Here is a 26530-nt window from a genome sequence, read left to right on the forward strand (position 1 = left end):
AGAGAACTATAGAGTAAATGCGGTCGCAGCCGCAGTTACTTCGGGGGGAGCAGCAATGTCACGCGAGACAGGCGCAGGTGCGCGCCCATTTGTTGCATGGCTGCTATGCGGCCGGCCGTTGCGGCTGGCGTTGGCGGTGCTTGCCGGGCTTGGTGGTTCGGCGCTAGCCGCAGGTAAGGACTATGCCACCTGCTTTAGCGAGGGCAAGGTCGATGCTGACCAGCAGATTGCCGCCTGCACCCCGATCGCCGAGGACGTCATGGAGGCGTCGCGTCTACGCGTCACCGCCTATTTCTACCGGGGCCTCACCCGGGACGATAAAAAGGACTGGGACGGCGCCATCGCCGACTACAGCGAGGCGATCGCGCTCGACCCCACGCGCGCTTCCGCATATTTCAACCGCGGCGCCGACTGGTTCGACAAGGGAGACAACGACCGCGCGATCGCAGACTTCAACATCGCGATCAGCCTGGAGCCGTCCGCCAGCGATGCCTATTCCAGCCGCGGCTCAGCCTTCCTACGCAAAGGCAAGGTCGACTCGGCGATTCTTGATTTCCAGCAGGCGATCGAGGCCGATCCGCAAAACGGCAAGGCCCATACGGGCCTCGGCACCGCCTTGGACAGGACGGGCGAGCGGGAAAAAGCGCTTGCCGAATATGACGAGGCGATCCGCATCGATCCGACGGACCTGATTGCCCTGGTCAATCGCGGCATCGCCCGCGCCGCCAAGGGCGAGTTCGACAGCGCCATCTCCGATTACGACGCCGCTATGGGCGTAGATTCCAGCAACGCCGATGCTTATGCCAACCGCAGCGCCGCCTGGATCGGCAAGAGCGACTGGGCTCGCGCGATCACCGACGCCAACAAGGCGATCGAACTCGATGCCGCCGGTATCGACGGCTATTACTACCGGGCCGTCGCCTGGGCGAGCAAAGGCAACAACGACCGGGCCATCGCCGATTTCGACAAGGCGATCGCGCTTGATGCGACATATGCCCGGGCCTGGCTCGCCCGTTCGCTTACACGGGCACGCACGGGCGACACTGCCGGCGCGGCCGCCGACTGCCGCAAAGCCATCGAGCTCGATCCGAAGCGGGCTGGAGCCTGCGGAGAGCAGGCTGCAAACGATGGCGGCGAGCCCAAACGGTCGCCGGATGCAAAGCATCCGAAACCTGAAACGGCCGCGTCGGAGCTGCCGGTCACCGCTGCAGAGTTGAACGCGGTGGCCGACAGCATCATAGCCAAGCGCCACAACGCCGAGGCCGCGGATGCCATCAAGAATGGCGACCGGCTGACCGAACAGCACGAATACGACCAGGCGATTGCAGAATATGACCGGGCCATCACGCTCACCCCCGGCAATGCCCTCGCCTACTACCATCGCGGGATGGCCCGGGCGCAGTCCGGCGACATGGACGGATCCTGGCAGGACTACGACAAAGCGGTCCAGCTCGATCCAAACAATGCCGACATGATCGCCACACGTGCCGCGACTCTGGCGTTGAAGGGCGAAACGGAACGCGCCATCGAGGGTTACAATCAGGCCATCGAGCTCAAGCCGGATTTCGCGTTTACTTATCTGCTGCGCGGCGATGCATTGAACGATATCGGCGAATACGATCGCGCCGTCGCTGACTACGATCAGGCGGTCAAGCTGGATCCCGGCCTCACCCATGCGGGCGACCGCCACACAGCCGCTGTCGCGGCGAAAGCCGAACAACAGGCCATTCTGCAGCAAAATCGGGATTTCTCCAATGCAACGACTGCCAAGGCTGCCTTCCTTGCCGGCAATGACTGGTCGGCAAAAGGCGACAAGGACCGCGCCGCTGCGGCCTACAACCTGTCAATCAAGCTCAGCCCCCAGGAAGCGGCAGGCTATTACGGTCGCGGCAATCTGTTGTTTGGAATGCAGAAATACGATCGGGCTTTGGCCGACTACAACAAAGCCGTGCAGTTCGCCCCGACCATGGCCAATCCCTATGTCCGCCGCGGCCTGACGTGGTTTTCGAAGGGCAAATACGATCTTGCCATCGCCGATTGCGAGAGGGCTTTACGCATCGACCCGAAGTGGCGCGATGCCTATTTTTGCAGAGCTCTCAACTGGCAGGCGAAAGGGGATCTCGATCAAGCCATCGCCGATTACGGCAGGGCGATCGACCTCAAGCCTGAAGACGCCTCGATGTATGTTTCGAGGGGCACGCTATGGGCGGACAAGAAGGACTACGACCGCGCCATCGCCGATTTCGACAAGGCGCTGAGCCTCGAACCCGGCAACGCCGATGCCCGCAAGCAGCGCGAGGCGGCAGTGGCGGCGAAAGGACAAAGCGACGAGGCCGTCGCGAAGGCCGCGCCAGATCCGCAGGCTGTCATGGCGCTTTTAGATCGCGGCGACGCCTTCTACAAGAAACGCAAATATGCTCGCGCCATCGCCGAGTACAGCCGCGCTGTGGCGCTCGCTCCAATGGAACCAACGACCTATTCAGCGCGTGGCTTGGCGCGCTTGCAGAAGGGCGACTATGACGGCGCCCTGGATGATTACAACAAGGCGATCGAACTCGATCCCTCCTATCTCGAAGCTTACAACGGTCGCGCGCTTACGCTGGTGAAGAAGCGAGAACCGGAAAGGGCCATCGCCGATTTCGATCGCGCGATCGAGCTCAAACCGGACCATGCGCCGTTCTATTTCGGACGCGGCGGCGCCTGGTACTACATGGGCGACTACGACCGCGCCATCGCCGATTTCGACCGGGCGCTCGAGCTCGATCCCAAATATGAAACTGCGCGCCAGGGTCGACAATTGGCAATGGCAGAGAGAGGGAAAAACAAGCCGGCACCAGAGACCGACACCGCGTCGGTGGGCACTGAGAGCGGCATAGCCCTTTACGGCAAAGGCAAATACGACCTTGCAATCGCAAAATTCGATCATGCGATAGCGCTCGATCCCAACAATGCAAGGGCTTTTGGATATCGCGGTCTCGCATGGGCGCAGAAGGGGAATTACGATCGGGCGATTGCGGACTACGGCAGCGCGATCGCAATCGAGCCCAAAACCAGTAGCTATTTTTCCGCTCGCGCATTCGCCTGGACGGCCAAGAACGACCACCGACGTGCAATCGACGACTTCAGCAAAGCGATCGAGTTTGATCCCACCTACGCCGCGAACGTCTACGGTCGAGGGATCAGCCGAATGACCATAGGCGATTACGACGGCGCGATTGCAGACTATGGCAAGGCGATCGAGCTCAGTCCAAACGTCGCCAAAATGCACGTTGATCGCGGAATTCTTTGGGTCGTCAAAGGCGACTTGAAGCAGGCGCAGGACGACTTCGACATGGCGATCCAGATCGATCGCAACAGCCCCGGGGGCTACTATGGCAGAGGCCTCCTGCAAGCACGTGCGGGCGATCACGACGGCGCAATCGCCAACTTCAATCAAGCCATCAAACTCTATCCCAACTATGCCGACGCTTACACCGGCCGAAGCCAATCCTGGGCGGCCAAGGGCAACCAGAAGCGTGCCAAGGCCGACCGCAAAAAGGCGCTCAGCCTCGGGGGAAACTAGAAACAAGATTCGGGAGGACTGCCGGATGGCGCGCTGGAAAGCTTTGGGCGTGGCGGCAATCGCCGCTTTGTCGTTCGTTGCGGTCAAGGCATTGCCATGGGCACTTGGCTTTGCCGGCGGCAAATATCTCTATCAGACGGTGATGGGCAAGCCGAGCACTGCAACATTGACCACAGCTGAGGTCAGTGAGCAGTTGCAGAGCCAGGAGTTCCTCATCTTCAGGACGATCAAGCAGGAATTTCCCGCCGACTACGATGAAATCATTCGAAAAATTACAGATGTGGCCAGATCGGGAGGCGGCTTCGACCAGGCGCGAGACGTCAGCCGGTTGGCGGTGGTCGATCTGAGGCACAAATATGCGCCATTGGTGCCATCGACACCTGAGAGCAACGCCTCGGAAGTGCTGCGTGCCCAACTCGATATGCTCAGACAGGTGATGGCGCGGGAATCCGCCGCGACCTGCAACAGCTACCTGGCGAAGGGACCCGGTGCCCTGAATACACAGGATCATGACTTCATGGTGGGCATGGACAAGATCGGCTCTACGTTGTTCCTCGCGTTCGGCGCGGCGAAGAGCAGCGGCCTGCCGGCCGCTCCGGCCAGTGACGAAGAATGGTCGCTGGTCGCCACCGCTTTCGTCGCCGCCGGCGGGACACAGGCCGACATGGAGGCGATCGGCAGTGCCAACCAGGCCTATGAAGGTCTGTGCCCGGCTATTGCAAAATTCTATCAGGCGGCCCTGTCTCTGGAAGGGGAAGCAGGACGGCACGTCAAGACGACTCTCATCTATGAGATCGCCAGGAATTAGCCAAAGGTTTCAGGCCCCGCCACCCACGGGGCCAGCGATCTCAAACGTCTCTACACCAGATACTCATTGCTGAAATACGCCTCGAAATCCGGGCGTTCTTCCAGCGCCTTGCCGTCGGCGTCGCGCAGGATGCCGGCGGTGAAGAGGTAGGCTCCCATCGCTTCGATCTTGGCCTTGTCGATGATGCCGATGGCGCCGCTTTGGCTGCGCAGGAAGTGGCCGTCGACCAGCATCTTCAGCGAGGCGTGGATCAGCGCCGGGTCAGTCAGGGCGTCCTTGTTGGAAGCGATCAGCAGATCGCCGGCTTCTTGCGCGTGGTCGACGGCGAACTGGTAGCCGCGCCGCGTTGCCTCGATGAAAGCGGAAGCGGCCTTCGGGTTCGCCGAAAGAAATGCATCGCTGGAGGCGATGAAGGTGGTGTGCTCATCGGGCACGCCGTAGTCGGCATAGCGGAAGGTGCGCTGCCTGACGCCTTGCAACGCGGCCTGGACGCCTTCCCAGGTCGAGACTTCCAGCGTGAAATCGACCGAGCCGTTGGCCAGCGCCTCATAGGCGGAGGTGCCGAGCGTCACCGTCTCGAAATTGCCCTTGCCGCCGTCATGGCGGATCATGGTCGAGATCAGCGTGTTTTCCCAGGCACTGCCGAAGCCGCCATAGGTCAGGCCGTCCAAGTCTTTCGGGCTCCTGATATCGCTGCGCGCGGCGTTGAACACCAGCCGGCCGGTCTCGGCCTGGACCACGGCATAGACCGCCTTCAGATCGGTGCCGGCGGCGCGCTGGGTGAAGAAGCCGGCGCCGGCGATGCCGAAATCGGCGATGCGGTTGGCGACCAGTGTACCGGCACCGGTATCGCCATAGGGCAGGATTTCAGCCTCGATGCCGGCCTCGGCATAGAAACCTTTGTCGCGGGCGACAAAGAGGCCGATGTGATTGGTGTTGACGGTCCAGTCGAGCGCGACGGTGACTTTTTGCGGCGCCGCGAAAGCGCGTGAGGGCAGTCCGGCGGCGAGCGTCAAAAGCAGTGCCTGGCGGCGTGTCAGTGAAATCATGGTCATTCTCCTTGGGCTGGGTTGAGAAGGGTGTCGAGGATTTCGGCTTCGAGGGCCGCGGCGTCCGCACCCGAGCGGCGTGGGCGTGGCACCTTGATTTCGCGGACGATGCGAGCCGGGCGCGCCGACAGCACATAGATGCGGTCGGACAGCAGCACCGCCTCGCGCACGTCATGAGTGATCAGCAGCGCCGTCCAGCGGTGGCGCCGCCACATGCCTTCCAGCCAGTGCTGCATGCCGGCGCGGGTCAGCGCGTCGAGCGCGCCGAAGGGTTCGTCGAGCAGCAGCATGTCGCGATCCTGCACCACGGTGCGCAAAAGAGCGGCGCGCTGGCGCATGCCGCCGGACAGCTCTGCCGGATAATGTCGCTCGAAGCCGGCGAGGCCGAACTCGGCAAACAGCGGCGCGACGCGGGCGCGGGCGGCCTTGCGCCCGACGCCCTGCACCTCAAGGCCGAGCGTGGTGTTGTCGAGGATGCGCCGCCACGGCATCAGCGCGTCGCGCTGTGGCATGAAGGCGAAATGGCGGCCATGGTCGTCGAGCGGCGCGCCGTCGAACAGCATTTCGCCCTCGCCTTGCAGCGCGCCGGTCAGCAGTTGGAACAGCGTCGACTTGCCGGCGCCGGACGGCCCGAGGATGGAGACGAATTCGCCAGCGCCGACGCTGAGCGAGATATCAGCCAGCACATTGAGGTCGCCGAAGCGCTTTTTGACGTGGCGTAGTTCGAGCCGGGTCATTGCCCTGCCCCGGCGCGTTCCTGTCCAACCCGCTCCCACGGCATGACCAGCCGCTGGATCAGCACCGTTGCGCCGAACAGGAGCAGTGTCAGCGCCGCGCTGACGGCGACCGCGGCCAGCACCAGATCGGGGCGAAAATTGTTCTTGGCGTTGAGCATGTAAATGCCCAGCCCTTTGGCAGCGCCCGCATATTCGGCGAAGATGGCGCCAACGACGGCATAGGTGATGGCGGTGCGCAGCCCGGCGAAGAAATAGGGCTGCGCCGAGGGCAGCCGTGCCGAGAGGAAGACGCGCCAGCGCCCTGCCCCCATGGCGCGCAGTATCTGGCCGATCTCCTTCTCGGTGGCGTCATAGCCCTCAACCAGCGCCACCAACATCGGGAAGAAGGTGACCAGCGCGACCAGCACGATCTTGGGCATCAGGCCGAAGCCGAACCACAGCACCACCAGCGGCGCGATGGCGATGAGCGGCAAGGTCTGGCTGACAATGAGCAGCGGAAACAGCGCGCGGCGCAGCGGCGGCGAGAAGTCGACCAGCACCGACAGCAGGAAAGCGGCGCTGAGCGAACAGGCAAAGCCGGCAAGCGTGGCGCGGATGGTGGGGATAGCATTTTCCACCAACGCATCGCGGTTGAGCAGTGCCTGTTCCAACACACGCGACGGTGCCGGCAATATCGTCGGCTTGATGCCGGAGAATCGGGCATACAATTCCCACGCCAGCAGCAAAAGGCCGACCGAGACGATCGCCGGTGCGACCCTGGCGATGGCGTTGGTGACACGCGCGAGCGGGCGCGAAGGGGCGGATGACAGGGTCACGGACATAACCTTTGACGGACGGCGCGAAGTGCGCAGCGGCTCAGACAGCGGACGGGCTGTTGGCCGATACCGTGACGTCGAGGGTTACGTGGCCGGCACCCGGCCCGAAGCGGCAGAAGGCCTCGTTCAGCGCCGCAAACACCGCGCCGGCATCGCCGCGCAATTTGGTGCAGAAGTTTTTGGAGCGGTCGTAGACGCCGGACTGTTCGAGAAAGTCGATGCAGCCGTAGATCTCGTCCATGTGATCGTCGGTGCCCATCACATAGAGCGAGAATTGCGCCGCTGTCGGCTGGCCGGTGGCGCCGGCCTGGCGCACCGCCGCAATGGCCGCGTCCTTGCGGGGCCCAAGCGGCCCGACAGGTCCACCGAGTGCATCGGTGCGGCAGATCGGGTCATCCGGCTCGCCCGGGCAGCCGCGCGAAATCGCCGCCGACAGCACGCAATGTTTGCCGCTGCCTGCTGCCGCCACGAACAGGTCGCGCATCGCCGGGAACAGCACTTCTGGCGACCCGACCAGCAAGGTCGAGATGTCGTCGGTCTCGATTCTCAGCCTGTCGCGCCAGGGATCGAGCGCGCCGAGTGCGCCAAGGATGACGCCGACGAAATCGTCGGTCATGGGGTGTAGGGAAATCTGTGCGCCAGAAAACATCGCCCGCCTCGCTCCGCTGGTATTACCCAGATCAGCTTCTAGGGTCTGTGGGCTTGCCGCCCCCGTCTCAGCCCCGACCGTACGGAGCACCCCTGTGGATGGGCGCGTTAAAGCACCATTCGAGCGATTGCGGAAGGGGTTTTTTTGAAGCGTAGCGGGAAAGCGTTGCGCCAGACGCTGCTTCAGTCGTTCAAATTGTACGAAATCTGCTTGACGCGATTTCGTACATAAAGTACTATCTCCGATCCCACGGGAGAGACCTGGATGAGCACCGCAGACCACGCCGCCTTCACCGACCTCTCGCGTCCGCTGATCTCGGCCCTGTCGATCGAGCGCCGCGAGCGTCTCGCCGGAGCTTGGCGCATGGCCAGCCAGGACATCGCCGACGACATCCGCTTCATCCGCCAGTATCTGAAAGTCATTGCCGAGAAGGAGGAGAGGCTGTCGTCAGGCACCCTCGTGCACAGCCGCGCTTACGCCGAGGCCTGCGCCGGCTGGCTGCCGCAGACGGTGGCGCGCTATTTGCGCAATCTGCGCCGGATCACCGAATGCGAGTTGGCGATGACGGCGGCCGGCATCCGCTTTGCGCTCTCCAGCTATGCCTGGGAGGCGTGAAGCAAGGCCGGCAGTCACCTTACCAACTGAACTGCAGGCCGGCATTGCCGCCGACGGCCCCGCCGGAAAAGGCGACGCCAAGCGTTCCGGTCAGCCGACCGCCATGTGCGAAGCCCTCTCCCAGCACGGCGGCGCCGGTGAAGCCGAAGGCGTCGGCCCCGCCGGCATTGCCCCAGTTGACGCGCAGGCCGAAATGTTCGCCCTGAACGAGATCGGGCGCTGCAAGGGCGGCTGAGATCGAGGCGTTCTCGAAGGCGCGCGTGATGCGGTTGTCGACGTCGTCGACATGACTTGCCAGCGCGGTCTTGCCGGTGACGGTGCCATCCTCGGCCGCTCGCTTGGTCACGCCCGTATCGGCGTTGATGCAGGTGTCGGTGCCGGGGCTGTAGTAATATTGCGCGCCATAGAGCGAGCAGATCTTCACATATTCGAGCGGCTTCGCAAGCGCGGGCGCGGACAGGCCGCAAACCGCGCCGAGAATCGCCGGCGCAACAAGATATCTGAACATGGCTTGCCCCTACCTAGCTCTTACCAGGTGAGTTGCAGGCCGGCATTGCCGCCGACGGTTCCGCCCGAAAACGCGACGCCCGCCGCGCCGGTCAGCCGGCCGCCGCTGGGCAAGAAGCCCTCGCCCAGAACAGCGGCGCCAGTGATTCCCATGGCATCGGCCTGGCCGGCATTGCCCCAGTTGACGCGCAGGCCAAAATGTTCGCCCTGAACAAGATCCGGGCTGGTGAGCGCCGAGGCCACCGAGGCGCTTTCAAAGGCGCGGGCGACGCGGGCATCGATCTCGTCGACGCTCTTGGCCAGCGCGGTCTTGGAAACCACGACGCCATCGGCGGTCACGCGCCGCGTCTCGCCGGTATTGGCGTTGATGCAGGTGTCGGTGCCGGGGCTGTAGTAGAATCGCGCGCCATAGAGCGAGCAGACTTTCACATACTCGACCGGCGCCGCCAGGGCCGGCGCTGAAAGGCTGCCTGCCGCGGCCAGAAACGCAAATGAAATGAAATGGTTGATGTTCCGCATTGCCCTACCCCGAACGTTAAGAAAACCCTAACGCGAAAAGGCGCATGCGGAGGCGCGCCGTGTCAACGGCGTGATCGGATGAATACCTGACTTTTACTGGGTGGATTTAATTGATATCGGGCACGTTGCGGCGATGTCACATCGAATGCCCCACCACATTCAGCAAACCCACCATTTCCCAAGTATTTTATCTACCTTTTTATATTCTAATATTCTTAAGTACGATCTTGGGACAGCTGACGAAGCAGGGCTTCAGCGCAACCGCGATAGCGGCAACGTCGTTCCGCGTCGTTTCGCGCGGGAGTGGAAAAGAGGTCCGGCCCGGCCACTTGGCCGCCGGGCTCAGCTCTTGGCTTTTGGCTTGGCGGGCTTGCTGGCGGGCTTGGCGGCCGCCGGCTTTGCTGCCTTGGCGGCGGTGGCTTTGGCCGGCTTGGCGGCGGCCTTCTTCGGCGCTGCCTTGGGCTTAGCAGCATCGCCGTCCACCTCGGCGGTGGCCTGGTCCCAATGCTGCTGATGCGCGCCTTCGGGCCGCCCGGCCTTTTCCCAGATCGCGTGCGCCCTTTGGCGAATGCGTTCATGCCTGTCGTCCGTCACTCCTGCCTCCATCGGTTCGATTCGAATCCCGTGAGCCGGCACTGTTTTAGCTGAAATTTCGATCGCCGTCTTGGGATCAAAGCGAAGGCAGCATATTCATCGGCCGTCAGTTCTTGTCGGACAGTATTGCAACGCCAAGGATAGCGGCTTTCTTTGCGATCAGCCCTTCCAGATCGGCATCCGAGCGTTCGGTTCCGGTGCGCTCCCGCACCATTTCAATCACTGTCCTCATCGACAAAAGCGCACTGCTGCGTTCGGCGAGCAGCTTGTCGACGGATTTGGCCACATCGGGTGCCTCGGCATGCCGTAACATGGAGGTTCCTTTCATATCCCCAGACCCACTGCCCAGCCTGCCGCCCCTTTCGAGGGACGACAGGAAAGGCAAGTATCAGTCGATGACCTCTACGATCCGATGGGTCGCAGGGTCGACCAGAACGGTATGGTCGCCGACGACGGTATATCTGTATTGAACGTCGGGAACCTCAATCGGCTGAAGCTCGACCGTGTCGGGCAACGTGGAACCGACATTCAGTTCCACGCCGAGGAGGTTGATCGAGGCCAATGGGTGCTTGTGCACATATTCGCGAATGACCGTCTGCTGTTGGGGCGAAACGACGACAACTTCGTCGGCTGCGGCAACGCCGGTGCCGGCCAGCAGAGCCAGGCCGGTAGCGGCAGGAATCAGAAAGTTTTTCATCGTTCTCTCCTGTTGTTTGCAAGCTTCGCCCGCCCCGCCTGTGCGAGGACTTTCATGGTTCAAGATGGCGAGCTCTGTAGGAGGCAAACGTCGGGGGAAGCCTGTTGTTCCCTCAGACATGGCTAATTGATCGGGGACTCATTCGTCCGGGAACCGCATGGCGCTGTTGCGCATTGAAGGCGCTGCAACGCTTTCCGGGAGGTTTTCGATATGGATGAAATGCTGTTTCCCGCGCCTGTGGCCATCGCAGTGGGGGCCGGCTTCAAACGCGACATCGCCTCACTGGCGCAGATGCAGAATTTCCTGAAGGAATGGCCGCCGGCGCGGCGCGGTGCGATCCATGCCACTGCGCTGAAGGCCTGCGACGCGGCGCGCGCCGGTCATCTCAGCGCCGAGCAGGCGCGCCGGGCGTTCATGAGCTTTGCCGAGGCCGCCGGCATTCTGTGGACTGGCATTGACCCGGTGACCACACTGCGTGAGGCGAGGGCCGCCAGAAATGCGCACGCCAGAAGCAGCAACAGCCACCAGACTTGAGGGCGCCGAAGAAGTCGCCATCAAGCGGCATCCTGCCAGGCGAGGCAGTCCTTTCGACGAAGTCCAAATGGAGCGCTACAATTTTACACGCGGAGGCTGCAAAACTCTCCGCAGTCGGCTATGGCTGCGGCTTCAGGGCCGGGGCCAATAGGACATGGTGCGCGAAAGCTACTCGATCGTCGTCGAGATGGAGAATGCCAAGGCGATCGACTGGGACGAGATCGGCGTCGGTTTCGCAGCACTCGCCCGCGAGATACGAGCTGCATCCGATCTCGGATATCCAGCAAAGCCGCAAGTCATCTTCGTCCACTCCGGAGAAGCCGGCGACACACCGCTTTTGCAGGATGAGATTGCCGCCAGAGTGCCGGAGCTCGGCACGGCCGCGACGCTGGCCTTCACCGCCTTGCCCGACGGGCGCTATTACGAGCTGAAGAACCGCGGCATTGCCGAGGCAACGGGCGAGATCATTATTCTTTGCGATTCCGACTGCGTCGCCGAGCCCGGCTGGCTGCCCGCTTTGCTGAAGCCGTTCCAGGATGCGCGGACGATGGTGGTCAACGGCTACACCTATCTTGGCCATGACGATTTCGCCTCGCGGACCTTCGCGCTGCTGTGGTTCTTTCCGCTTCGCGACCATGACCGGCATTTTGCCGCCAAGCGCGCGCTGAACGCCAACAACAGCGCGCTCAGGCGAAGCTGGCTCGCCAACCATCCGTTTCCGCAGAGCAACGGCTTCAAGGTCTCCTGCACGCTGCTGACCAGGCAATTGCAGGCGGAGGGCCATGACCTACTCAGGGTCGAGGCGCTGGCCAGCCACTATCCACCGCGCGGCCTGGCGTTCTTCCTGTGGCGCGCGCTGGTCACCGGCCGCGACGCCGACCGCAAATATGCGGCCCTGACCACCGCCTCACGTCCCCGTCGCGTGCTCAAGGCGCTGCGGCGTTGGCCCTCAGCATCCTTGCGGGTGAGTGTGCGCATCGCCACCCAGGCACGCCATACCGGCATGCCGGTCTGGCAGGTGCCTTTGGCCGTTGCCGCCGGCCTGGCATTCAACAGCCTGGTGTTCGTCGGCCAGTTCGGCCTGGCGACCGGCCTGATGAGAGACGATGTCGAGCGGGTTCCGGCCTTTGTCGGACACAGCTGACTACAAACCGGGACCCCGACAAAACAATCCCCACTGACTGGGTCAGTGGGGTGAACATCGGCACGTGTTGCCGGCGAATATTGCGCTTCGACTTTTGCGACCTCCGCTCAGCAATGGGCAGCGGTCAAGGCGGGCTGACAGGCGGTGACGCTACCGCAATCACGGCCGACAATCTCTCGCGCCTGGTCGGCGTCGACCTTTCGTAGGCTTGCTGCATCACATTGCAGCAAGCGCACCGCCGATGCGACCGCTAATATTCGCGACCGCCAAGCTACAACCATTTGGTTTTGGGCATGATCCCTGGCGCAGAGAACCAAAAAAGACGCCGTGCGCTTATTGAGGGGGAGGTGAAACCTGCTGCGCGATCACGGTCGACAGCTTTTCGCGCTTGGTCAGCACAGGCTTTTCGTAGGTTTTCTTCATTGCAATCATCCTGCCCTCGTTTTCAACAATACAACATCACGTTGCGATAAGCGCATTGTCAACCCACGGGGCTGGGATCAGCGACACGTTGGAGCGTCCCTGTGTCCAAATGGACGCAGGGGCTCCAACGGTGCCTGGCTAACCAAAGCTCGCGGGTGATGCGCTCGTATTTTTCAGTTGGTGACCGGCTATCAATTCGACGTGGGCTCGCCAAGCGCCTCGGTCACGAAGGATGCGGCGATCAGATCGTCCGCATCCAGGCCTAGGGAGCCGTCGCTACCCCCCATGATGGCAGCGACCTTGTGGAAGGTTTTCATCTCGTGCTCGGTGATCCGGGCGTTTCGCATCCTGGCTTTCAGATCGGCGACACGCATCCCCAATGCAGGGGATGTCCCGATTTCTCGTTTCGACATGGTATATTGCTCCTGCCCCAACCCGCTCTTGTTTTGCCGCCCTGCCCGCTTCGCCTGCCCAGATCTGTCTGTCTATAAGACATCGCGAATAGGCCCGAACGCGCGTTGCGATGGATGGTTCCAGCGCCGCGGTCACGAAATAATACAGATGAGGCCCAGCAGCAGCCGGCGCCGATACAGTAATAATTTGCGCGACAACCATCGGCTGCAATGACAGTCGCAAATTAACTCAATTATTCGAAGAAATACACTGTCCTTGGGCTCCGGCCAGGTGCTGGCGGCTGCCGAAAAAACCGCCGCGGACGGATGCCCTACCGCGCATTTGCTCTAATCTGCATCTGCCACTGAGCGGGCGCGGATCGAGGCGATCAGATCGTCGACACGCTGCACTGCCGGGGCCGATGGCCGGCGAACCGATCGCGCCTCCAGGTGACTGTCGTAGATCCGCCGCAGCACATCGCGGGCGACCTTGGCGCGCTCCCATGTGCGGCCGAGAAGGACGCAGCCTCCCAGGGTGGCTGGCGCATCGGCAACGTCATCCCACACCGTCCAGGTACCGGACGGCTCCGGGTGACAGCGAAATCTGGGTTGGCGCTCTTCCATAGGGATAAACGGCCAGCACGCCGGTTGGTTCGGTCCGGCATGGCGGCGTGGTTAACGCGCGTCACGCATCGGGATGCGGCCACCGCGGGCGACGCTACCGATTGGCCCGCGCCTCCGAGGGGGAAGCGCGGGGCAGACAGTTTCGGCCAGGCGTCGTGCCTTGGCCGGCAGCAGCCTCAGCGCGAGGCCGGCCGCATTCCCGAGGCCGAGCGCTCCGCCTCGGGCGAGAAGACCACGACGGCGAAGATCAGCACGGCAGCGGCGACGATGAGCGAACCGCCGGCGACGATCGGCTCAAGCGCCGGATTGCCCTGCAGCATCAGGTACAGGGCCGGCAACATCACCACGATGCCAAGCGTGTAGAGGCCGTAGTGGATCATGGCGAGCTTGCGCTCGGCCTTTGCCGGATTGAGCGCATAGTAGCCGCCGAAGATGGCGCTGGTTACCCATCCCAACAGGTTGATGTGCGCGTGCGCCGGAAAGGCGCCGTGGTCGCCCGAGATCGCCATCTGCAGACCGGCGGCGATGCCCAGAATGAGAAAAACGATGGCTGTTTTGAAGAAGAGTTCTGAAACCCTAGGCATGTCTTGTCCTCCCAATGCCGTTTACCCCGACATCGGGAAGCCTATATCAGCAAATGCGGATACTCCATGCCGTACCGAGGGTTAGCAGCGCCTTTCCCCTTAATGTTTGCATGCAGGAACATTGACACCAGGCGAACAGCGCTACCCGCCGGAGTAGATTGGCAGTTCCAACATGCCGTCAAAAAAAGCCGCCGGGCGAACCGGCGGCTTGATCGTCGACTGGGTCGTTTCAGCCGCGATGAACCTTACGGCGTCGCCGGAGCCAGCTTGGCGGCCATCTGGTCGATCTTGTCGGCAAGCACGCCATTGGCCCAATCCGTCACCTCGGCGTCGACAGGCTTGTTGGCCATGTCGGCAAGAGCTGTGTCGAGCGACGGGATGTCGGCAGCAGCTGCGTCGGCCGCAGCCTGGGGATCTACCGCCGCCGCAGTGGCGTCGTCGAGCGCGGTCTGCGCGGCATCGAGCTCCTCTTGGGTTGGGACCTCGTCGGGCGGGGTAAGCGGGTCAGCCGCTTTCGCCTTTAGCGCGTCGAGCGCGGCCTGGGCGTCGTCGACCGCCTGATTGGCCGCATCTGCCACGGCTTGAGCGTTCTTGGCTATTGCCGACTGTGTCACAAAAGCCTGGATGCCAGCGAAGTTCTTGCTCTTGGAATGCATATAGGCGTTGATGTTGCGCTGAAGCGAGTGCAACCGGCCGAGCTTGGCATTGATATTCTTTTCCTTGGGCACAGAGGCGGTCTGCTCGGCGTCGTCAACGCTTGCAACAGCCTCCGTTTCGGCCTTGGCGGCCTTCCCCTTGGCTGACGCCGACTTGCCGTGCGAACCGCTGTTGCCGGATTTGGCGCCGGCATTGCCGTTTCCGCCGCCATTGCCGTTGCCGCCGCCATTGCCGTGGCCACCACCGTTGCCGTGGCCACCACCGTTGCCGCCAGCACCAGCCAGGGCCGGAGACGCCAAAAGCGCGAACGCTGCAAGCGCCGCAAGAAGGGTCTTTCGGGATGTCATAATATCTCCTCCGGGAATCGCCACCGCCACCAACCGCTATAGAGGGGGATATGAGAAATCGCTAATGCCTTGGGTAAACTTTGAACAAATGTGGTTTCAATGCGAGAGCGAAGCGGTCGCCGGTGAACGAGCCGAATCGAAAAACCGTCATAACCCTTTGAAATTGCTAGGTGCGACGAATAGAAGGGAGGGGTTTGGGCCCTTTGGAACGCAAAGGTCCTATACCAATCAGACTATGGTCCTAGCGGCCTCAGTTTGGCTGCGACCAGGGCGCCCGCGTGATGTCGGCCCCGGCCTGTTCGTCGAACAGCACCGCGCAGCCGCGCTTCAGCGCCACTGCCGACAACGCATTCGCCGCCGCTTCATCCGACGAGACGAAATCCCCGGTCAGCACCCGCAATTCTTCCACCGCCTTGGCCATCGACACAACCCGCCCAGCAGACCGGCCGGTCATACAGGCGTCGACGATGCAGACAAGATCGATCATTTCAAAGTGGCCCATTCCAGACCTCCCGCAAACAGTGTCCCATCGCGACTATCAACGCAGCTGCGATCGACAATGTTCCCGCAAGAGACGATCTGGGTTCCCGCAAGAGACGATCTGGCGGCGACTTTGTCGTGGATGCCCATGCGGCACCCGCGTTCAGGCTTTGTGGTGGTCTTCCAAGGCATTGCGCAGAGCGACTCGGCGCTGCTGTCTTCGAAACTGGTCAAGGGCGCATCTCTGCTTGACGCAGGACACGATTTGTTCTCTATTTGTTCTGTAAAACATCTCTCAAAATAGACGCGGCTAATGCAGCAGCGCCGCAAGGAAACGGTCGGGATGGAACCCACCATTCTCCATGCGGATCTCGACGCCTTCTATGCCTCGGTCGAGCAACTGCTCGACCCCTCGCTCAGAGGCAAGCCGATCGCCGTAGGAGGCGGCGTGGTGCTCGCCGCCTCCTACGAGGCCAGGGTTTTTGGCGTGCGCGGCGGCATGCCGGGACGGCGCGCCCGGGAGCTCTGCCCGCAGTTGATCTTCGTCGGCGGTCATTTTGGTGACTATCAGCGGCTCGGCGACGCCGCCATCAAAGTGCTCGACGATTTTACGCCGCTGGTCGAGCGCATCTCCATCGACGAGGCCTTTGCCGATGTCGCCGGCTGCACGCATCTGTTCGGGTCGCCGGCCGAGATCGCCGCCACGATACGCCACCGGGTGCGGCAAGAACTCGGCCTGCCGATCTCGATCGGCGTGGCTCGCACCAAGCATCTGGCCAAGATCGCCTCGCAAGTGGCGAAACCAGACGGGCTGGTGGTGGTCGATCCCGCCGGTGAACTTGCCTTCCTGCATGATCTGCCGGTCGGGCTGATGTGGGGCGTCGGCCCGGCGACGAAGGCGCGGCTGGCCGAAATCGGCGTCGAGACCATCGGCCAGCTGGCGAAGACGCACAGCGGGGCGCTGGAGCGCCTGCTCGGACCCGCCGCCGGCGAAAAGCTTGCCGCATTGGCGTGGAACCGCGACCCGCGAAAACTGGTGACGCAGCGCCGGGCGCATTCGGCCGGGGCGCAATCGGCGCTCGGCAAGAAACCGGCCGAGGCAAAAATCTTCGTGCCGGTGATGCTGCATCTGGCCGACCGTGTCGCCAGCCGGCTCAGAGCCAAAGCGCGGCCCGGCCGCACGGTGACGGTGCGCGTCCGCTTTGCCGACCTCAGCGCCGTGAGCCGCTCGGTCACCCTCGACCAGCCGATTTCGGCAACGCTGATGCTGGCCGAGATCGCCGAGGAGTTGGTGCGCGGCGTGCTTGCCGCTTACCCCCAGGAAAAGACCATTTCACTGCTGGCGATCTCGGTATCGCATCTGGAGGAAAGTACCGAGCTGCAGCTCGAACTGCCGCTCGGCCTTGCCGACGAGAAGCAGAGACCTGGCACCAAAAAGGGCTTGGCGCGCTTCGGCGCCGACCGCGCAGTCGACAAGATCCGCCAGCGCTTCGGCAAACAGGCGGTCGGTTACGGCACGGTGGCGCTGGAAGCGGCGCGTTCCGTGCCCGACGCTTTCAGGGAACTGGCGGAGAAGGAATTGTGATAAAGGTATGTCGGACTTGGTCGCCGGCGCGGTGAGGTTGACTGCACCGGGCTATCTGGCATTATCGCGCGACGTTGAAGGGTGGGACCCATGAAGAAAACCTATTTGAAACCCGTGCTTGTCAAGAAGGGCAAGCTTTCGCAGGTTACAGCGGAAAATGGGGCGCTTTCGGCGGGCTAAGCACGCTTGGTGAAACCATTTGAGTCGGCGTGCCAGTGGTGTCTGGCGACCCGCTTCTGGACACACGCAGTCTGAGATTGACCCACGCCATTGGAGAATGGGAAAATGAAGAAGACCTATTCAAAGCCGGCGCTGGTCAAAAAAGGCAAACTCTCGCAGGTCACGGCGAACGCCCCGAATTCCATCAGTCTGTAGCTCAGCGGGCGACCACGAGATCGTCGAGCACGAGTTGCCAATAGTGCTTGGTGGAAAGACGTACGCGCGTCACCTGCGCGAGCATCGGGGCGTAGTGAACGGGCGTCAGCGCCGACAAGGTGACGGCATCGCTGGCAATCAGCCGATCGCCAAGCCAACTCTCCACCAAGGCAACCTCCCCTTCGGACTTTAACCACGCCGCGGTCAGCAGCACCGAGTGAAAGCCAAAAGGCTTTTCACTGCCGAATTCGGCCGGGTGCCCGCTGCTGGTGTAGCAAGTGTGGTCTCCGGAGACATTGCCGTTCACATAGCCCTCGGCCTCCTTGAGGTAATCGCGCGAAATCGCATTGAGGTTGAACCAACTGAACCCGGCATAGCCGGACGGCACCTTGCGGAACTCGCGCGGGGTGACATCGTCGAAGCCGATCGTCTGCAGGGGGGCGGCGTTGTCGAAGGCGGGACTTTCGGGCGAGAGCAGGCCGAGATCGGTCGGATAGGGTGACAGGACCAGCCTGCGCGCAAAACCGCGACGGGAGACCTCGATGGTGTCGGCGTCATCGGGAAGATCGAAGCGGAAGCCGGCTGCATCGGCGAGCGGATGCACGGCCAGCACCTGCCCCTTCCTCTCTACCGACAAGGTCGCCGCTGCCGCCACACGCCCGCTGAGGCGCCGTATCGGGAAAAGACCGACCGGCCGCAGCATCGCTTCACTGACCATTCCCGTGGGCGAGCCCGATAGCGGCTGAAAGTGCTGCGACTGGACCTCGTTGGCGCTGCTGGCGCGCCAGCCGGGCGGCACCGAAACCGTGAACCGGTAAATGCCGGGCAAATGAATGGGCGCCTTGCGGTGTTTCCTCGACACCGGAAAATTGGCGAAGCCGCTGCGGTTGGTCCGAGCCTGCGACGCGAAGCGGCTATTGCCGTCGTGCAGCCTGACCATGACACCGGCCATGGGCCGGTCACCGAGCCCGTAACTGCCATCGCGATCGACATCGAAATAGACGAAGGAAGAGTGGTTGAGGTTGCTGCGACTGCTCGACCAATCCTGGCGCACGGCGTAATCATTCGCCGGATTTTCACGATGCCGGGCCTTGCGACGGCTACGCACCTGCCGCCAGAACCAGGCGAGAAACGCCAGAATGGCGGCGAGCCCGACGACGACCGCTGTTTCGACCATGTAGGGGTCACGCACCGTTGTCGGTCCTCTCTTCGCAAATCTCGCGCAACGAAACTTGTGCATATCTCGATTCAAACTGTTTGTAGAGCCGGCGCCGGCTTCGGCAGCCGAGGGGCGGCGACGGCGCCGGACTAAAGTCCAGCCCGGGTAAGATAAAGGCAGATGTCACAAACGCCGTTCTGCCTCTATAACAAGCACAGGTGAGGATGGGTCGCACGATTGCTTGAGGATTTCTTACGGCGTTGGGGCAAGCTGTCGCTTGCGTTGCAGTTCCTCGTTGCCGGCGGCGTCGGCCTGCTGGCGGTGATGCTGGTGGTCGGCCTGTGGGTGACTTCGCAGATCCGGCAAGGCGTCACCCGCAACTCCGCCGCCTCCACGGCGCTCTATGTCGACAGCGTGATTGCGCCACTGCTGCCGGACATGCGCAAGAGCCGCGAGCTCAGCGACAGCGTCAAGCGGGCGCTGGACGAAACGCTCGACCAGGGCGCGCTCGGCAAGCGGCTGGCCTCGTTCAAGCTGTGGCGGCGCGACGGCACCATACTCTACGCCAAGGATACGACGCTGATCGGCAAGGTGTTCGAGCCGAATGCCAACCTGGTCGCCGCCTTTGGCGGCAATGTGGTGGCTGAGTACAACAACCTCGACGACGACGCCGAAAGCCGGGAGGAACAAAGAACTGCAACCGGACCGCTGCTCGAAATCTACAATCCGGTGCGCGAACCGTGGTCGGGCGAGGTCGTCGCCGTGTCGGAGTTCTACGAGGTCGCTGACGATTTTGAAACGACGCTGAATGTGGCTCTGTGGCAAAGCTGGCTGGTGGTGGCCGGCGCCGCGGCGGCGGCGCTGGCGCTCTTGTCCGGCATCGTCTTTCGCGGCAGCCGCACCATCGAGACACAGCACACCGCACTCGAGGCAAAGGTCGCAGAATTGCAGGCGCTGCTGTCGCAGAACTCGACGCTGCGCCAGCGCGTGCAGCGCGCCTCGCGCCGTGCCACGGCCATCAACGAGCGCTATCTGAGGCGCATCGGTGCCGATCTCCATGATGGGCCGGCCCAGCTCGTGGCGCTGGCGGCGCTGCGCATGGGCAGCCCGCTGCTGCTCGACCCCGCCGCCTCGGCCGAACAGCGCCAGGCTGAGGTTGCCGGCATCCACAACACGCTTGGCGAGGCGATGAGCGAGATACGCGGCATCTGCAACGGCCTGGTGCTGCCGCAGATCGAGTCCGCGGCCGTGCCGGACATATTGCGGCTGGCCGTCGCCGAGCACGAACGGCGGACCGGGACCTCAGTTTCGCTGACGCTTCCTTCCCGCTTGCCTGAACTCGGCCCGTCGGAGAAGATCAGCATCTATCGTTTCGTCCAGGAGGGGTTGAACAACGCCTTCCGCCATGGAAAAGGCAGGAACCAGGCGGTGAAAGCCGGGATCAAAGCCGGCAAGCTTTTCGTTGAAGTGCTGGATGGCGGGCCGGGCTTCGATCCGGCAAGGACTGAAGGTCTTGGGCTCGCCGGCCTGAGGGAGCGGATCGAAAGCATTGGCGGGCATTTCGAAACACTGTCAGGGCCGCAAGGCACACGATTGGTAATCACACTGTCTGTCGAGGAGCAACCGTGACCGGTGTCATCCGCATAGCCATCGTCGACGATCATCCGATGTTTCGCGAGGGCGTCGCGCGCAGCCTTGGCGAAATCGGCGGCTTCGAACTGGTTGGCGAAGGCGCCAGCGCCGAGGATGCCGAAAGGCTGGTCCAGGCCGTGGCACCCGATATCCTGCTGCTCGACATCAGCATGCCGGGCGGCGGCCTTGTCGCCGCAGCAAACATCCTGGCGCGGTACTCCGGCCAGAAGATCGTCATGCTGACCGTGTCGGAGGCCAATGCCGACATTGCCCAGGCGCTCAATGCCGGCGTGCGCGGCTATGTGCTGAAAGGCGTCGGCTCGAAAATGCTGGCCGAAATCCTGCATAATGTCGCCGCAGGCGAGAGCTACGTTTCGCCGACACTGTCGGCCCGGCTGCTGTCCGGCCTGCTGCAGCCGGCCAGCAGTAAACCTGATCCGATCCGCCAGCTCACCGGCCGCGAGGCGGAGATCCTGCGCCTGGTGGCGGAAGGCTTGAGCAACAAGGAAGTCGCGACGCGGCTGGCGCTGCAGGAAAAGACGATCAAGCACCACATGACGCGGGTGTTGGCCAAGCTCAATGTCCGCAACCGGACCGAAGCGGCACTTCTGATGCATGAGGCGCGGGACCGCGCCGGCTGAGGGCCGGGTTTCGAGCCGGGACCATGACAAGGCAGCCCCGCGGCTGAGACGAGACGCGAGCGCCTTTTGAATTGCCGCGCTCTGCGTGGCCTCACAATCCTTTCAGGCGGGCCAGGTCCGCGGCGGTCGCCGCGCGCTCGACGATCCTGCGACCGAGCGCATCCTTCATTTCAAAACGCCCGTTGGCGACCTCTTCCCGGAAGCCGTTGGGATGGACGACCTTGATGGCATTGCCAATGACGCTGACGGTGTCGCCTGTCACCGCATTCACGTGGCTGGTGCTGCCGCTGTCGCTACTGCTGTTACCCTTGCCCTTGCCGTTGCCACCGCTGTTGCCGTTGCCGCCGCTGTTGCTGTTACCGCCACCGCCGTTACCGCCGCCGTTGCCGCCACCATTGCCACCGCCGTTACCGCCACCATTGCCACCGCCGTTACCGCCACCATTGCCATTGTTGGCGTGGGCGAGAGCGGGCACGATCTTGGCAACGCCGGCATCGTCAAACGTCACATGGTAGGGCGCGATCGCGAGCGCCAGCGCCGTCGAGGTCCGCAGGACGAACCGGCAAAGTCGAGGCAATGACGGCGCGTTCATTCCTTATCTTCCTGCCAGACCAGGGCGTAACCGCCGGTGGGGTGTCGTCACCATCGTCATCACCGACATCGTGGTCCTCATCATCGTCGATGCCATTGTGGCCTTCGCCGGAGTGGCCACCATCGCCATTGTACCACCTTCGCCACCGTCACCTTCGCTCTCGGCGTGGGCGCAGGCGGAGACTACCTTTGCGAGGCCGTCGCCGTCAAAGGCGAAATAGTAGGGTGCGACGGTAAGAGCCGGCGCCGCGGGACCGGCCAGTCGAGTCGGGCAAAAGGCAGTTGCGCATCTTGATCCTCCTGTGAAAGAGCGAACCTGAACCGGGTGTTGACAGGAGAGCATTTACCAGATCGCGGCAGCCGCCCTGGCCTCACATACGCATCTCCGCCCAGAAGGCCCGTTGCTCGGCAGTCCGCTTCAGGCTGCCGTGGCATTGATGGATGTCCAGGCCAGGGCTGGTGTTGGCCTCGACGATGACTATGCCGGCAGCCGTCAGAGCGACGTCCCAACCGACGAGGCCGGGAAATGGCAACAGGCCGGCAAGCCGCAGCATCGCCGATTTCACGAAACCCCAATTGGGTATGGTGGCGCCGCGAATCTGAATGCCGCTTTCGGGGTGCGTTTCCACATAATCGCGCCGCCCGGCCTGCGCATTGTAAAACAGGCCGGCGGCCAGAACGCCATTGTCGACGTCGACCAGGGCAGCGATCCCGCCCCAGCCCGATTTCCAGTTGTCGGTGGGATAGGTTGCCGGCCGGCCCATTTTCATCGTCGCCGCGAGAACGACCGGGCGATGGTCCGAAAAATGCGTGCCGGTCAGCACGCGAAGCGTGTTCAGTGTCCTGGGAAAGAAAGCTTCGCTCCACGGTCCCTGCGCGATGATGTTCGAGACCAGATAGCCAGTGCGGTTCTGCCCGAAAAATCCGGCCAACCATTGCCTTGGCTCGACGCTTTTGCCATTGGCGAGAATGCCGTCCGGAGTCTGAACCAGCCTCATGGCACCAAATCCCTGGCCCTGGCCGGATGGTTTCAGGAACAATTCGCCCTTGCGCGCCAGCAGCGCGAGGAGCGCATCCAGCTCCAACACCTCGCCATCGCCGCCGAGGCTTATGAGCTTTGGCCCCGCGAGATAGTGAGTGACCGGCGGCGCGACCGACGGCATGACGCAGTCGAGCCAGACCTTCTGATCCAGCTTGCTGAAAAGCACCTGGGCAAGACGGGAATTGTAGGTTTCCCGGCGTCGCCGCTGCAAGGTGAAGTTGATGTAGTCGTGCTCGCGATAGGCCCTGTCTTCCAGCATCGCCAATGACCTGGAGGGATGACCTCTCAACAGGCCGCGAAGCCGCCAGCCAGGCGTCGGCGCAGGTTCAGAGAATTCCTTCTGAAGATAGGCTTTGTAAGCCCCCCATCGACGCGCAATCGACATTGTCCCCCCTTTTAGCCCTTTGGGAGCCGATCCGGCAGGTATAGCGATTTTCGCAGGCAATTCATGCGCCATCGGCCGAGAAATGCAGCCTCTCGGGCGGAGGGCGCCGGCCAGCGCCTATTCGGGTGATGGCACCGGTGGCCGCGTCGTTATCGCCGCTCCGAAGGCAGCGACGACAACGGCGGCAATGCCGGCGCATTGCAGCCCGGTCAGCACCTCGTGCAGGAACACGAACCCGGCCAATGCGCCCAGCGCCGGCTCCAGGCAGGTCAGCGTGCCGTAGAGCCTGGCCGGCATGCGGGTCAGCGCCACCATCTCCAGCCAGAACGGCAGCGCGCTGGAGAACAACCCGACGACGAGCGCACCGACCAGGATCGACGGCGCGACCAGCGCCGGCCCCGCCTCGACCACGCCGAACGGCAGCGCCAGCGCCGCGGCGATGGCGATGCCGTAGGCCGTGGTCTGGCCGCCGAGTTCGGCGCCTGCCTTTTGCGCGAAGACGATGTAGAGCGCCCAGCTGCCGCCGGCGGCGAGCGCCAGCATCACGCCGGTCGGGTCGAGTGCCTGGCGCGAATGGATGAAGGGGGACAACAGCACGATGCCGGCGACAGCCAGCGCCACCCAGGCAAAGTCGCTGCCGCGCCGCGACGACAGTGTTGCCACCAGCAGCGGACCGGTGAATTCGAGCGCCACCGCGATGCCGAGCGGGATGGTGCGCAGCGCGGCGTAGAACAGAAGGTTCAGCACCGCGAGGTTGACCCCATAGGCGATGAGCCAGGGCAGCACGGCGCGCGACGGCCTGACACGCCAGGGCCGCAACACGGCCGCCAGCATCAATGCGCCGACGACCAGTCGGAGCGCCGTGGTGCCATTGGCGCCAACCAGCGGAAACAGGCCCTTGGCGAAGGTGGCGCCGATCTGGATCGACACCATGGCGCCAAGCAGTGCGCCGATGGGCAAAGCGCCCGCTTCGGGTCTGGCAATGGGCGTCGACGTCACTTTGGTCTTGTCTCCCCGGCCGTCCTGATTGAGACGGCATCGGTGGAGCTATGGTCTTGTCCGGCGTGGCTGTCGTGAGGCACGGGCGGGTGGTTGGATGGGGCAAGCGAGCGAGGCCGGTTTGGTCGATATCAGTGCGGCGCCCCGTCGGACGAGTGCAGGAGTCTCCAGGTCAAGCCGACACGACCGTTGAACAGAGACGCAAAATGCTCGGCGGCGACGTCCTCCAGGCCATCATCGACCAGAGCCTCGATGCTTCGCCGCATCAACGCGATTTGCATCTCGCGTGCGTGGTCTACGTCTGCCTCTCTCATTATTTCCATGACGTGGTAGGCCACGACAGGCTGGCCGAGGCAAGATAGCAGCGTGTTCGCTTCGGCTGTCGCCGCTGCAACTGCTTCTTCGATCTTCATTCTGGCGCTCCTCATCGAACATGATGCTGGCGCCTCCCCGGTGAGACGACGGTATTCCGTCGCTTCCTTTTTTCAATTTCGGCTGTCGCGCACGAGCGAAAGTGGCGGGTGCGCCAGCGGGGCGATTGCTCCCTTGTCCTATGCTCCTGAAGCAACTCACCGCTTCGCCAATCAGTATCCTCCAAGATAGAATTAAAGGCGATCACATAGTTAACTGATGGTTAACGGGCACGCTCGAATCTTAAGCGTTTGCGCGGAGACTTGGGTAAAAACGCGGGTCGGCACTTAGCCTGCTACGTGACAGTGAAGCTGCACCGCGCCGCCAGGCCCTGCCCCGGGCCAAGCGCCACCAATCCATTCCAGCTGTCGATCGAATCGCGATTGTGGGCATCCACGACATGGCTGACCGGCTCGAAACAGAAGAAGTCGCTGGCGGCTGATGGCGAATAAACGAGGTAGAAATTCAAAGGAGGGGACGCTTCGATCCTGAGGCCGCACTTTTGCTCCGGCCAGGATATGGCAGCGACGCCATCCCAGCCGGCAAAGGCGTTGTTGATCCATCCGTCGGGCATGGCGGCAGGCGTGCTGAAATCCCAATCAGGGCGGGTTTCGACATCCACGAACCTGTCGGGGAGATGGTCGGGCCCCTCAAGGCAAACCTGCGACGCCGGGGCGTGGAGCGTTGTCCGTGCCGTTCTTGGCAACCACGGATGGATGCCAAGCCCGAACGGCAGCCTGGTCGGCGCGTTGTTGACGATCCGAAGTTTTAGTTCGAGCGCCTGCGCGGTCAGCGCGTAGTCCACCTCGGCGCGATATCGGTACGGGCCGGGTCCGTCGCTGACAAGCGACAGCCGCGCTCTGTCAGGCGTCTGGCTGTCGACAGCCCATTCGCTGGAGAATCCATTGCCGTGGATGGGCAACGGCTCACCAGCAAGGTTGGGGAGCAGTTGGTGGAATTTGTTCTCGAAAATGAAGCCGCCGCCCGAGATGCGATTTGACCATGGCAAAAGCAAATTGCAGGCGAGATCGAACGGGTTCGTGCTGCCGCCGTCCGGCCACGGTCTGAACAGCGGCACGCGGCCATGGTCGAACCGCGCCAGACCGGCGCCAAGCGACGGAACGATTTCGGCGCACAGGTCGCCGCTTCGAATTTGGATGGTCTCGATCATTCAGACGGTATCGGCTCTGGCAGCGGCGGCCGGCTGTTGATGCCGGCCCTTGCGGGCGACGGCGAGAAGGTCATTCGAGGCGATGCCGATCAGCGCCTTCATCTGGTCGTGCGCCTCGTCGACCCTTCGCATGCGGATCGCCTCCAGCACGTCGCCATGGGCGCTCAGCGTCTGCTGATAGTTGGCGGTGGCCGATGTGGTCAATCGGAAGGAGAAGCTGAGCGCTGCCGCAAGCATGTTGCCGAGATTGGCGAAAACCGGGTTGCGGCTGGCACGCAGGATGGCGGTGTGAAAGCGGACGTCGGCATCGAGACAGGCGGCGAGGTCATCCTCCGGCGCAATGCGCATGGCCTCGTAAGCGGCTTCGATGACCGCGAGATCGCCCGATGTCGCCATCTTCGCCGCAAGCTGGGCGGCAGCCGGCTCGATGACCAGCCGCGCCTCGATCAGGCCGCGGACGAAATCGAGGTCGGGCTCGATATCGCGCATCCATTCGAGAACCTGCGCATCCAGCCGGTTCCATTCGCTCGACACGCGCACACGCGTGCCGGCGCGCTTGCGCGCCTCGATCAATCCCTTGGCCGAAAGCGTCAGCAGCGCATCGCGAAGTGCGGTGCGGCTGGCGCCATAGATGACGCAGAGTTCAGCCTCCGTCGGCAAGACCGCGTGCTGTGCATAGGTGCCGGCGAGGATACGCTGTCCGAGATCGCGCGCGATGCGATCCTTGAGCGACGACGTCGCGCCCTCCCCGGCAGACGGGTCCGGTTTGCCTGGCCCTGTTGAAGCGGTCGCCGCGTCCATC

30 protein-coding genes and 1 riboswitch are annotated in these 26530 nt (G+C 63.0%); of the genes, 8 read left to right on the top strand and 22 right to left on the bottom strand.

Annotated elements, in window-relative coordinates; all coding sequences use genetic code 11:
* Positions 1–55 precede the first annotated feature (55 nt).
* The gene (locus AC1DXU_RS08755) at positions 56–3562 is read left to right on the top strand and encodes a tetratricopeptide repeat protein (RefSeq protein ID WP_477367046.1); all 3507 of its coding nucleotides are present in this window, start codon (positions 56–58) and stop codon (positions 3560–3562) included.
* 25 nt (positions 3563–3587) lie between these two features.
* On the top strand, positions 3588–4370 hold the full coding sequence (locus tag AC1DXU_RS08760; RefSeq protein WP_477367049.1) for a hypothetical protein: 783 nt from the start codon (positions 3588–3590) through the stop codon (positions 4368–4370).
* A 50-nt stretch (positions 4371–4420) separates the two neighbouring features.
* On the opposite strand, the gene AC1DXU_RS08765 is transcribed toward AC1DXU_RS08760, so the two are convergent.
* The 4 genes from AC1DXU_RS08765 to AC1DXU_RS08780 form a co-directional block, all read right to left on the bottom strand.
* The gene (locus tag AC1DXU_RS08765) at positions 4421–5419 is read right to left on the bottom strand and encodes an ABC transporter substrate-binding protein (protein WP_477367052.1); all 999 of its coding nucleotides are present in this window, start codon (positions 5417–5419) and stop codon (positions 4421–4423) included.
* Positions 5420–5421: 2 nt separating this feature from the next.
* Complete coding sequence (locus AC1DXU_RS08770) at positions 5422–6156, bottom strand: ABC transporter ATP-binding protein (protein ID WP_477367055.1); 735 nt, start codon at positions 6154–6156, stop codon at positions 5422–5424.
* Positions 6153–6977 (bottom strand): ABC transporter permease, encoded by an 825-nt coding sequence (locus tag AC1DXU_RS08775; protein ID WP_477367058.1) that lies wholly within the window; start codon positions 6975–6977, stop codon positions 6153–6155. Before AC1DXU_RS08775 ends, AC1DXU_RS08770 begins: the two co-directional genes overlap by 4 nt.
* A 34-nt stretch (positions 6978–7011) precedes the next feature.
* Entirely contained in the window at positions 7012–7620 is a 609-nt protein-coding gene (locus tag AC1DXU_RS08780) for a YkoF family thiamine/hydroxymethylpyrimidine-binding protein (RefSeq protein WP_477367061.1), read from the bottom strand.
* Positions 7611–7724, bottom strand: a riboswitch (TPP riboswitch). Its footprint overlaps the gene before it by 10 nt.
* Positions 7725–7884: 160 nt before the next feature.
* Here AC1DXU_RS08780 and AC1DXU_RS08785 point away from each other — a divergent pair.
* Complete coding sequence (locus AC1DXU_RS08785) at positions 7885–8235, top strand: hypothetical protein (protein ID WP_477367064.1); 351 nt, start codon at positions 7885–7887, stop codon at positions 8233–8235.
* Between the two features lie 19 nt (positions 8236–8254).
* Here AC1DXU_RS08785 and AC1DXU_RS08790 read toward each other — a convergent pair whose 3' ends face one another.
* The 5 genes from AC1DXU_RS08790 to AC1DXU_RS08810 form a co-directional block, all read right to left on the bottom strand.
* On the bottom strand, positions 8255–8743 hold the full coding sequence (locus AC1DXU_RS08790; protein ID WP_477316561.1) for a porin: 489 nt from the start codon (positions 8741–8743) through the stop codon (positions 8255–8257).
* Positions 8744–8763: 20 nt separating this feature from the next.
* A complete protein-coding gene (locus AC1DXU_RS08795; RefSeq protein WP_477367067.1) occupies positions 8764–9261 on the bottom strand; it encodes a porin in 498 nt (165 codons plus the stop codon).
* Between the two features lie 342 nt (positions 9262–9603).
* Complete coding sequence (locus AC1DXU_RS08800; protein WP_477367070.1) at positions 9604–9855, bottom strand: DUF2934 domain-containing protein; 252 nt, start codon at positions 9853–9855, stop codon at positions 9604–9606.
* A 106-nt stretch (positions 9856–9961) separates the two neighbouring features.
* Positions 9962–10168 carry a hypothetical protein gene (locus AC1DXU_RS08805; protein ID WP_477367073.1) on the bottom strand — a complete coding sequence of 69 codons (207 nt, stop codon included), beginning with the start codon at positions 10166–10168 and terminating at the stop codon, positions 9962–9964.
* 75 nt (positions 10169–10243) lie between these two features.
* Positions 10244–10552 carry a DUF1236 domain-containing protein gene (locus tag AC1DXU_RS08810; RefSeq protein WP_477367076.1) on the bottom strand — a complete coding sequence of 103 codons (309 nt, stop codon included), beginning with the start codon at positions 10550–10552 and terminating at the stop codon, positions 10244–10246.
* Between the two features lie 210 nt (positions 10553–10762).
* Between AC1DXU_RS08810 and AC1DXU_RS08815 the strand changes: the two genes are divergently transcribed.
* Positions 10763–11086: a DUF982 domain-containing protein gene (locus tag AC1DXU_RS08815; RefSeq protein ID WP_477367079.1), complete on the top strand. Its 324-nt coding sequence runs from the start codon at positions 10763–10765 to the stop codon at positions 11084–11086.
* A 154-nt stretch (positions 11087–11240) separates the two neighbouring features.
* Positions 11241–12230, top strand: a complete 990-nt coding sequence (locus AC1DXU_RS08820) for a glycosyltransferase (protein ID WP_477367082.1) — start codon at positions 11241–11243, stop codon at positions 12228–12230.
* A gap of 333 nt (positions 12231–12563) precedes the next feature.
* Here AC1DXU_RS08820 and AC1DXU_RS08825 read toward each other — a convergent pair whose 3' ends face one another.
* The 6 genes from AC1DXU_RS08825 to AC1DXU_RS08850 form a co-directional block, all read right to left on the bottom strand.
* Positions 12564–12653, bottom strand: a complete 90-nt coding sequence (locus tag AC1DXU_RS08825) for a putative RiPP precursor (protein ID WP_477242062.1) — start codon at positions 12651–12653, stop codon at positions 12564–12566.
* Between the two features lie 191 nt (positions 12654–12844).
* Positions 12845–13066: a hypothetical protein gene (locus AC1DXU_RS08830; RefSeq protein ID WP_477316543.1), complete on the bottom strand. Its 222-nt coding sequence runs from the start codon at positions 13064–13066 to the stop codon at positions 12845–12847.
* Positions 13067–13393: 327 nt separating this feature from the next.
* Positions 13394–13612, bottom strand: coding sequence for a hypothetical protein (locus tag AC1DXU_RS08835; RefSeq protein WP_477316541.1), 219 nt, complete (start codon positions 13610–13612; stop codon positions 13394–13396).
* A gap of 233 nt (positions 13613–13845) precedes the next feature.
* Complete coding sequence (locus AC1DXU_RS08840; protein ID WP_477316539.1) at positions 13846–14253, bottom strand: hypothetical protein; 408 nt, start codon at positions 14251–14253, stop codon at positions 13846–13848.
* Between the two features lie 245 nt (positions 14254–14498).
* Positions 14499–15257, bottom strand: a complete 759-nt coding sequence (locus AC1DXU_RS08845; RefSeq protein ID WP_477367086.1) for a hypothetical protein — start codon at positions 15255–15257, stop codon at positions 14499–14501.
* A gap of 250 nt (positions 15258–15507) precedes the next feature.
* Positions 15508–15759 (bottom strand): hypothetical protein, encoded by a 252-nt coding sequence (locus AC1DXU_RS08850; protein WP_477367089.1) that lies wholly within the window; start codon positions 15757–15759, stop codon positions 15508–15510.
* 321 nt (positions 15760–16080) lie between these two features.
* Here AC1DXU_RS08850 and dinB point away from each other — a divergent pair, with 321 nt between their 5' ends.
* Complete coding sequence (gene dinB, locus AC1DXU_RS08855; RefSeq protein WP_477367092.1) at positions 16081–17322, top strand: DNA polymerase IV; 1242 nt, start codon at positions 16081–16083, stop codon at positions 17320–17322.
* Positions 17323–17698: 376 nt separating this feature from the next.
* Here the strand turns inward: dinB and AC1DXU_RS08860 are convergent, their stop codons facing one another.
* Positions 17699–18889 carry a hypothetical protein gene (locus AC1DXU_RS08860; protein WP_477367095.1) on the bottom strand — a complete coding sequence of 397 codons (1191 nt, stop codon included), beginning with the start codon at positions 18887–18889 and terminating at the stop codon, positions 17699–17701.
* 237 nt (positions 18890–19126) lie between these two features.
* On the opposite strand from AC1DXU_RS08860, the gene AC1DXU_RS08865 reads away from it, so the two are divergent.
* Both AC1DXU_RS08865 and AC1DXU_RS08870 read left to right on the top strand, forming a co-directional pair.
* A complete protein-coding gene (locus AC1DXU_RS08865; protein ID WP_477368910.1) occupies positions 19127–20485 on the top strand; it encodes a sensor histidine kinase in 1359 nt (452 codons plus the stop codon).
* The gene (locus AC1DXU_RS08870) at positions 20482–21129 is read left to right on the top strand and encodes a LuxR C-terminal-related transcriptional regulator (RefSeq protein ID WP_477316527.1); all 648 of its coding nucleotides are present in this window, start codon (positions 20482–20484) and stop codon (positions 21127–21129) included. Before AC1DXU_RS08865 ends, AC1DXU_RS08870 begins: the two co-directional genes overlap by 4 nt.
* A 91-nt stretch (positions 21130–21220) precedes the next feature.
* Here the strand turns inward: AC1DXU_RS08870 and AC1DXU_RS08875 are convergent, their stop codons facing one another.
* The 6 genes from AC1DXU_RS08875 to AC1DXU_RS08900 all read right to left on the bottom strand — a co-directional run bounded on the left by AC1DXU_RS08875 (position 21221) and on the right by AC1DXU_RS08900 (position 26529).
* Positions 21221–21721 (bottom strand): hypothetical protein, encoded by a 501-nt coding sequence (locus AC1DXU_RS08875; RefSeq protein ID WP_477367098.1) that lies wholly within the window; start codon positions 21719–21721, stop codon positions 21221–21223.
* A 370-nt stretch (positions 21722–22091) separates the two neighbouring features.
* Positions 22092–23021: a sugar-transfer associated ATP-grasp domain-containing protein gene (locus AC1DXU_RS08880; RefSeq protein WP_477367101.1), complete on the bottom strand. Its 930-nt coding sequence runs from the start codon at positions 23019–23021 to the stop codon at positions 22092–22094.
* Between the two features lie 243 nt (positions 23022–23264).
* Positions 23265–24146 carry an EamA family transporter gene (locus AC1DXU_RS08885; RefSeq protein WP_477367104.1) on the bottom strand — a complete coding sequence of 294 codons (882 nt, stop codon included), beginning with the start codon at positions 24144–24146 and terminating at the stop codon, positions 23265–23267.
* Between the two features lie 131 nt (positions 24147–24277).
* Positions 24278–24559: a hypothetical protein gene (locus tag AC1DXU_RS08890; RefSeq protein ID WP_477367108.1), complete on the bottom strand. Its 282-nt coding sequence runs from the start codon at positions 24557–24559 to the stop codon at positions 24278–24280.
* Between the two features lie 293 nt (positions 24560–24852).
* A complete protein-coding gene (locus AC1DXU_RS08895) occupies positions 24853–25728 on the bottom strand; it encodes an aldose 1-epimerase (RefSeq protein WP_477367111.1) in 876 nt (291 codons plus the stop codon).
* Positions 25729–26529 carry a FadR/GntR family transcriptional regulator gene (locus AC1DXU_RS08900; RefSeq protein ID WP_477367115.1) on the bottom strand — a complete coding sequence of 267 codons (801 nt, stop codon included), beginning with the start codon at positions 26527–26529 and terminating at the stop codon, positions 25729–25731.
* Position 26530: the final 1 nt, after the last annotated feature.

The organism is Mesorhizobium sp. P3_A10 (assembly GCF_056403175.1).

Bases quoted from the DNA above. Each gene is read 5' to 3' on its own strand.
- AC1DXU_RS08755 (WP_477367046.1), top strand. From the start codon at position 56: ATGTCACGCGAGACAGGCGCAGGTGCGCGCCCATTTGTTGCATGGCTG.
- AC1DXU_RS08760 (WP_477367049.1), top strand. From the start codon at position 3,588: ATGGCGCGCTGGAAAGCTTTGGGCGTGGCGGCAATCGCCGCTTTGTCG.
- AC1DXU_RS08765 (WP_477367052.1), bottom strand. From the start codon at position 5,419: ATGATTTCACTGACACGCCGCCAGGCACTGCTTTTGACGCTCGCCGCC.
- AC1DXU_RS08770 (WP_477367055.1), bottom strand. From the start codon at position 6,156: ATGACCCGGCTCGAACTACGCCACGTCAAAAAGCGCTTCGGCGACCTC.
- AC1DXU_RS08775 (WP_477367058.1), bottom strand. From the start codon at position 6,977: ATGTCCGTGACCCTGTCATCCGCCCCTTCGCGCCCGCTCGCGCGTGTC.
- AC1DXU_RS08780 (WP_477367061.1), bottom strand. From the start codon at position 7,620: ATGTTTTCTGGCGCACAGATTTCCCTACACCCCATGACCGACGATTTC.
- AC1DXU_RS08785 (WP_477367064.1), top strand. From the start codon at position 7,885: ATGAGCACCGCAGACCACGCCGCCTTCACCGACCTCTCGCGTCCGCTG.
- AC1DXU_RS08790 (WP_477316561.1), bottom strand. From the start codon at position 8,743: ATGTTCAGATATCTTGTTGCGCCGGCGATTCTCGGCGCGGTTTGCGGC.
- AC1DXU_RS08795 (WP_477367067.1), bottom strand. From the start codon at position 9,261: ATGCGGAACATCAACCATTTCATTTCATTTGCGTTTCTGGCCGCGGCA.
- AC1DXU_RS08805 (WP_477367073.1), bottom strand. From the start codon at position 10,168: ATGTTACGGCATGCCGAGGCACCCGATGTGGCCAAATCCGTCGACAAG.
- AC1DXU_RS08810 (WP_477367076.1), bottom strand. From the start codon at position 10,552: ATGAAAAACTTTCTGATTCCTGCCGCTACCGGCCTGGCTCTGCTGGCC.
- AC1DXU_RS08815 (WP_477367079.1), top strand. From the start codon at position 10,763: ATGGATGAAATGCTGTTTCCCGCGCCTGTGGCCATCGCAGTGGGGGCC.
- AC1DXU_RS08820 (WP_477367082.1), top strand. From the start codon at position 11,241: ATGGTGCGCGAAAGCTACTCGATCGTCGTCGAGATGGAGAATGCCAAG.
- AC1DXU_RS08825 (WP_477242062.1), bottom strand. From the start codon at position 12,653: ATGAAGAAAACCTACGAAAAGCCTGTGCTGACCAAGCGCGAAAAGCTG.
- AC1DXU_RS08830 (WP_477316543.1), bottom strand. From the start codon at position 13,066: ATGTCGAAACGAGAAATCGGGACATCCCCTGCATTGGGGATGCGTGTC.
- AC1DXU_RS08840 (WP_477316539.1), bottom strand. From the start codon at position 14,253: ATGCCTAGGGTTTCAGAACTCTTCTTCAAAACAGCCATCGTTTTTCTC.
- AC1DXU_RS08845 (WP_477367086.1), bottom strand. From the start codon at position 15,257: ATGACATCCCGAAAGACCCTTCTTGCGGCGCTTGCAGCGTTCGCGCTT.
- AC1DXU_RS08850 (WP_477367089.1), bottom strand. From the start codon at position 15,759: ATGGGCCACTTTGAAATGATCGATCTTGTCTGCATCGTCGACGCCTGT.
- dinB (WP_477367092.1), top strand. From the start codon at position 16,081: ATGGAACCCACCATTCTCCATGCGGATCTCGACGCCTTCTATGCCTCG.
- AC1DXU_RS08875 (WP_477367098.1), bottom strand. From the start codon at position 21,721: ATGAACGCGCCGTCATTGCCTCGACTTTGCCGGTTCGTCCTGCGGACC.
- AC1DXU_RS08880 (WP_477367101.1), bottom strand. From the start codon at position 23,021: ATGCTGGAAGACAGGGCCTATCGCGAGCACGACTACATCAACTTCACC.
- AC1DXU_RS08890 (WP_477367108.1), bottom strand. From the start codon at position 24,559: ATGAAGATCGAAGAAGCAGTTGCAGCGGCGACAGCCGAAGCGAACACG.
- AC1DXU_RS08895 (WP_477367111.1), bottom strand. From the start codon at position 25,728: ATGATCGAGACCATCCAAATTCGAAGCGGCGACCTGTGCGCCGAAATC.
- AC1DXU_RS08900 (WP_477367115.1), bottom strand. From the start codon at position 26,529: ATGGACGCGGCGACCGCTTCAACAGGGCCAGGCAAACCGGACCCGTCT.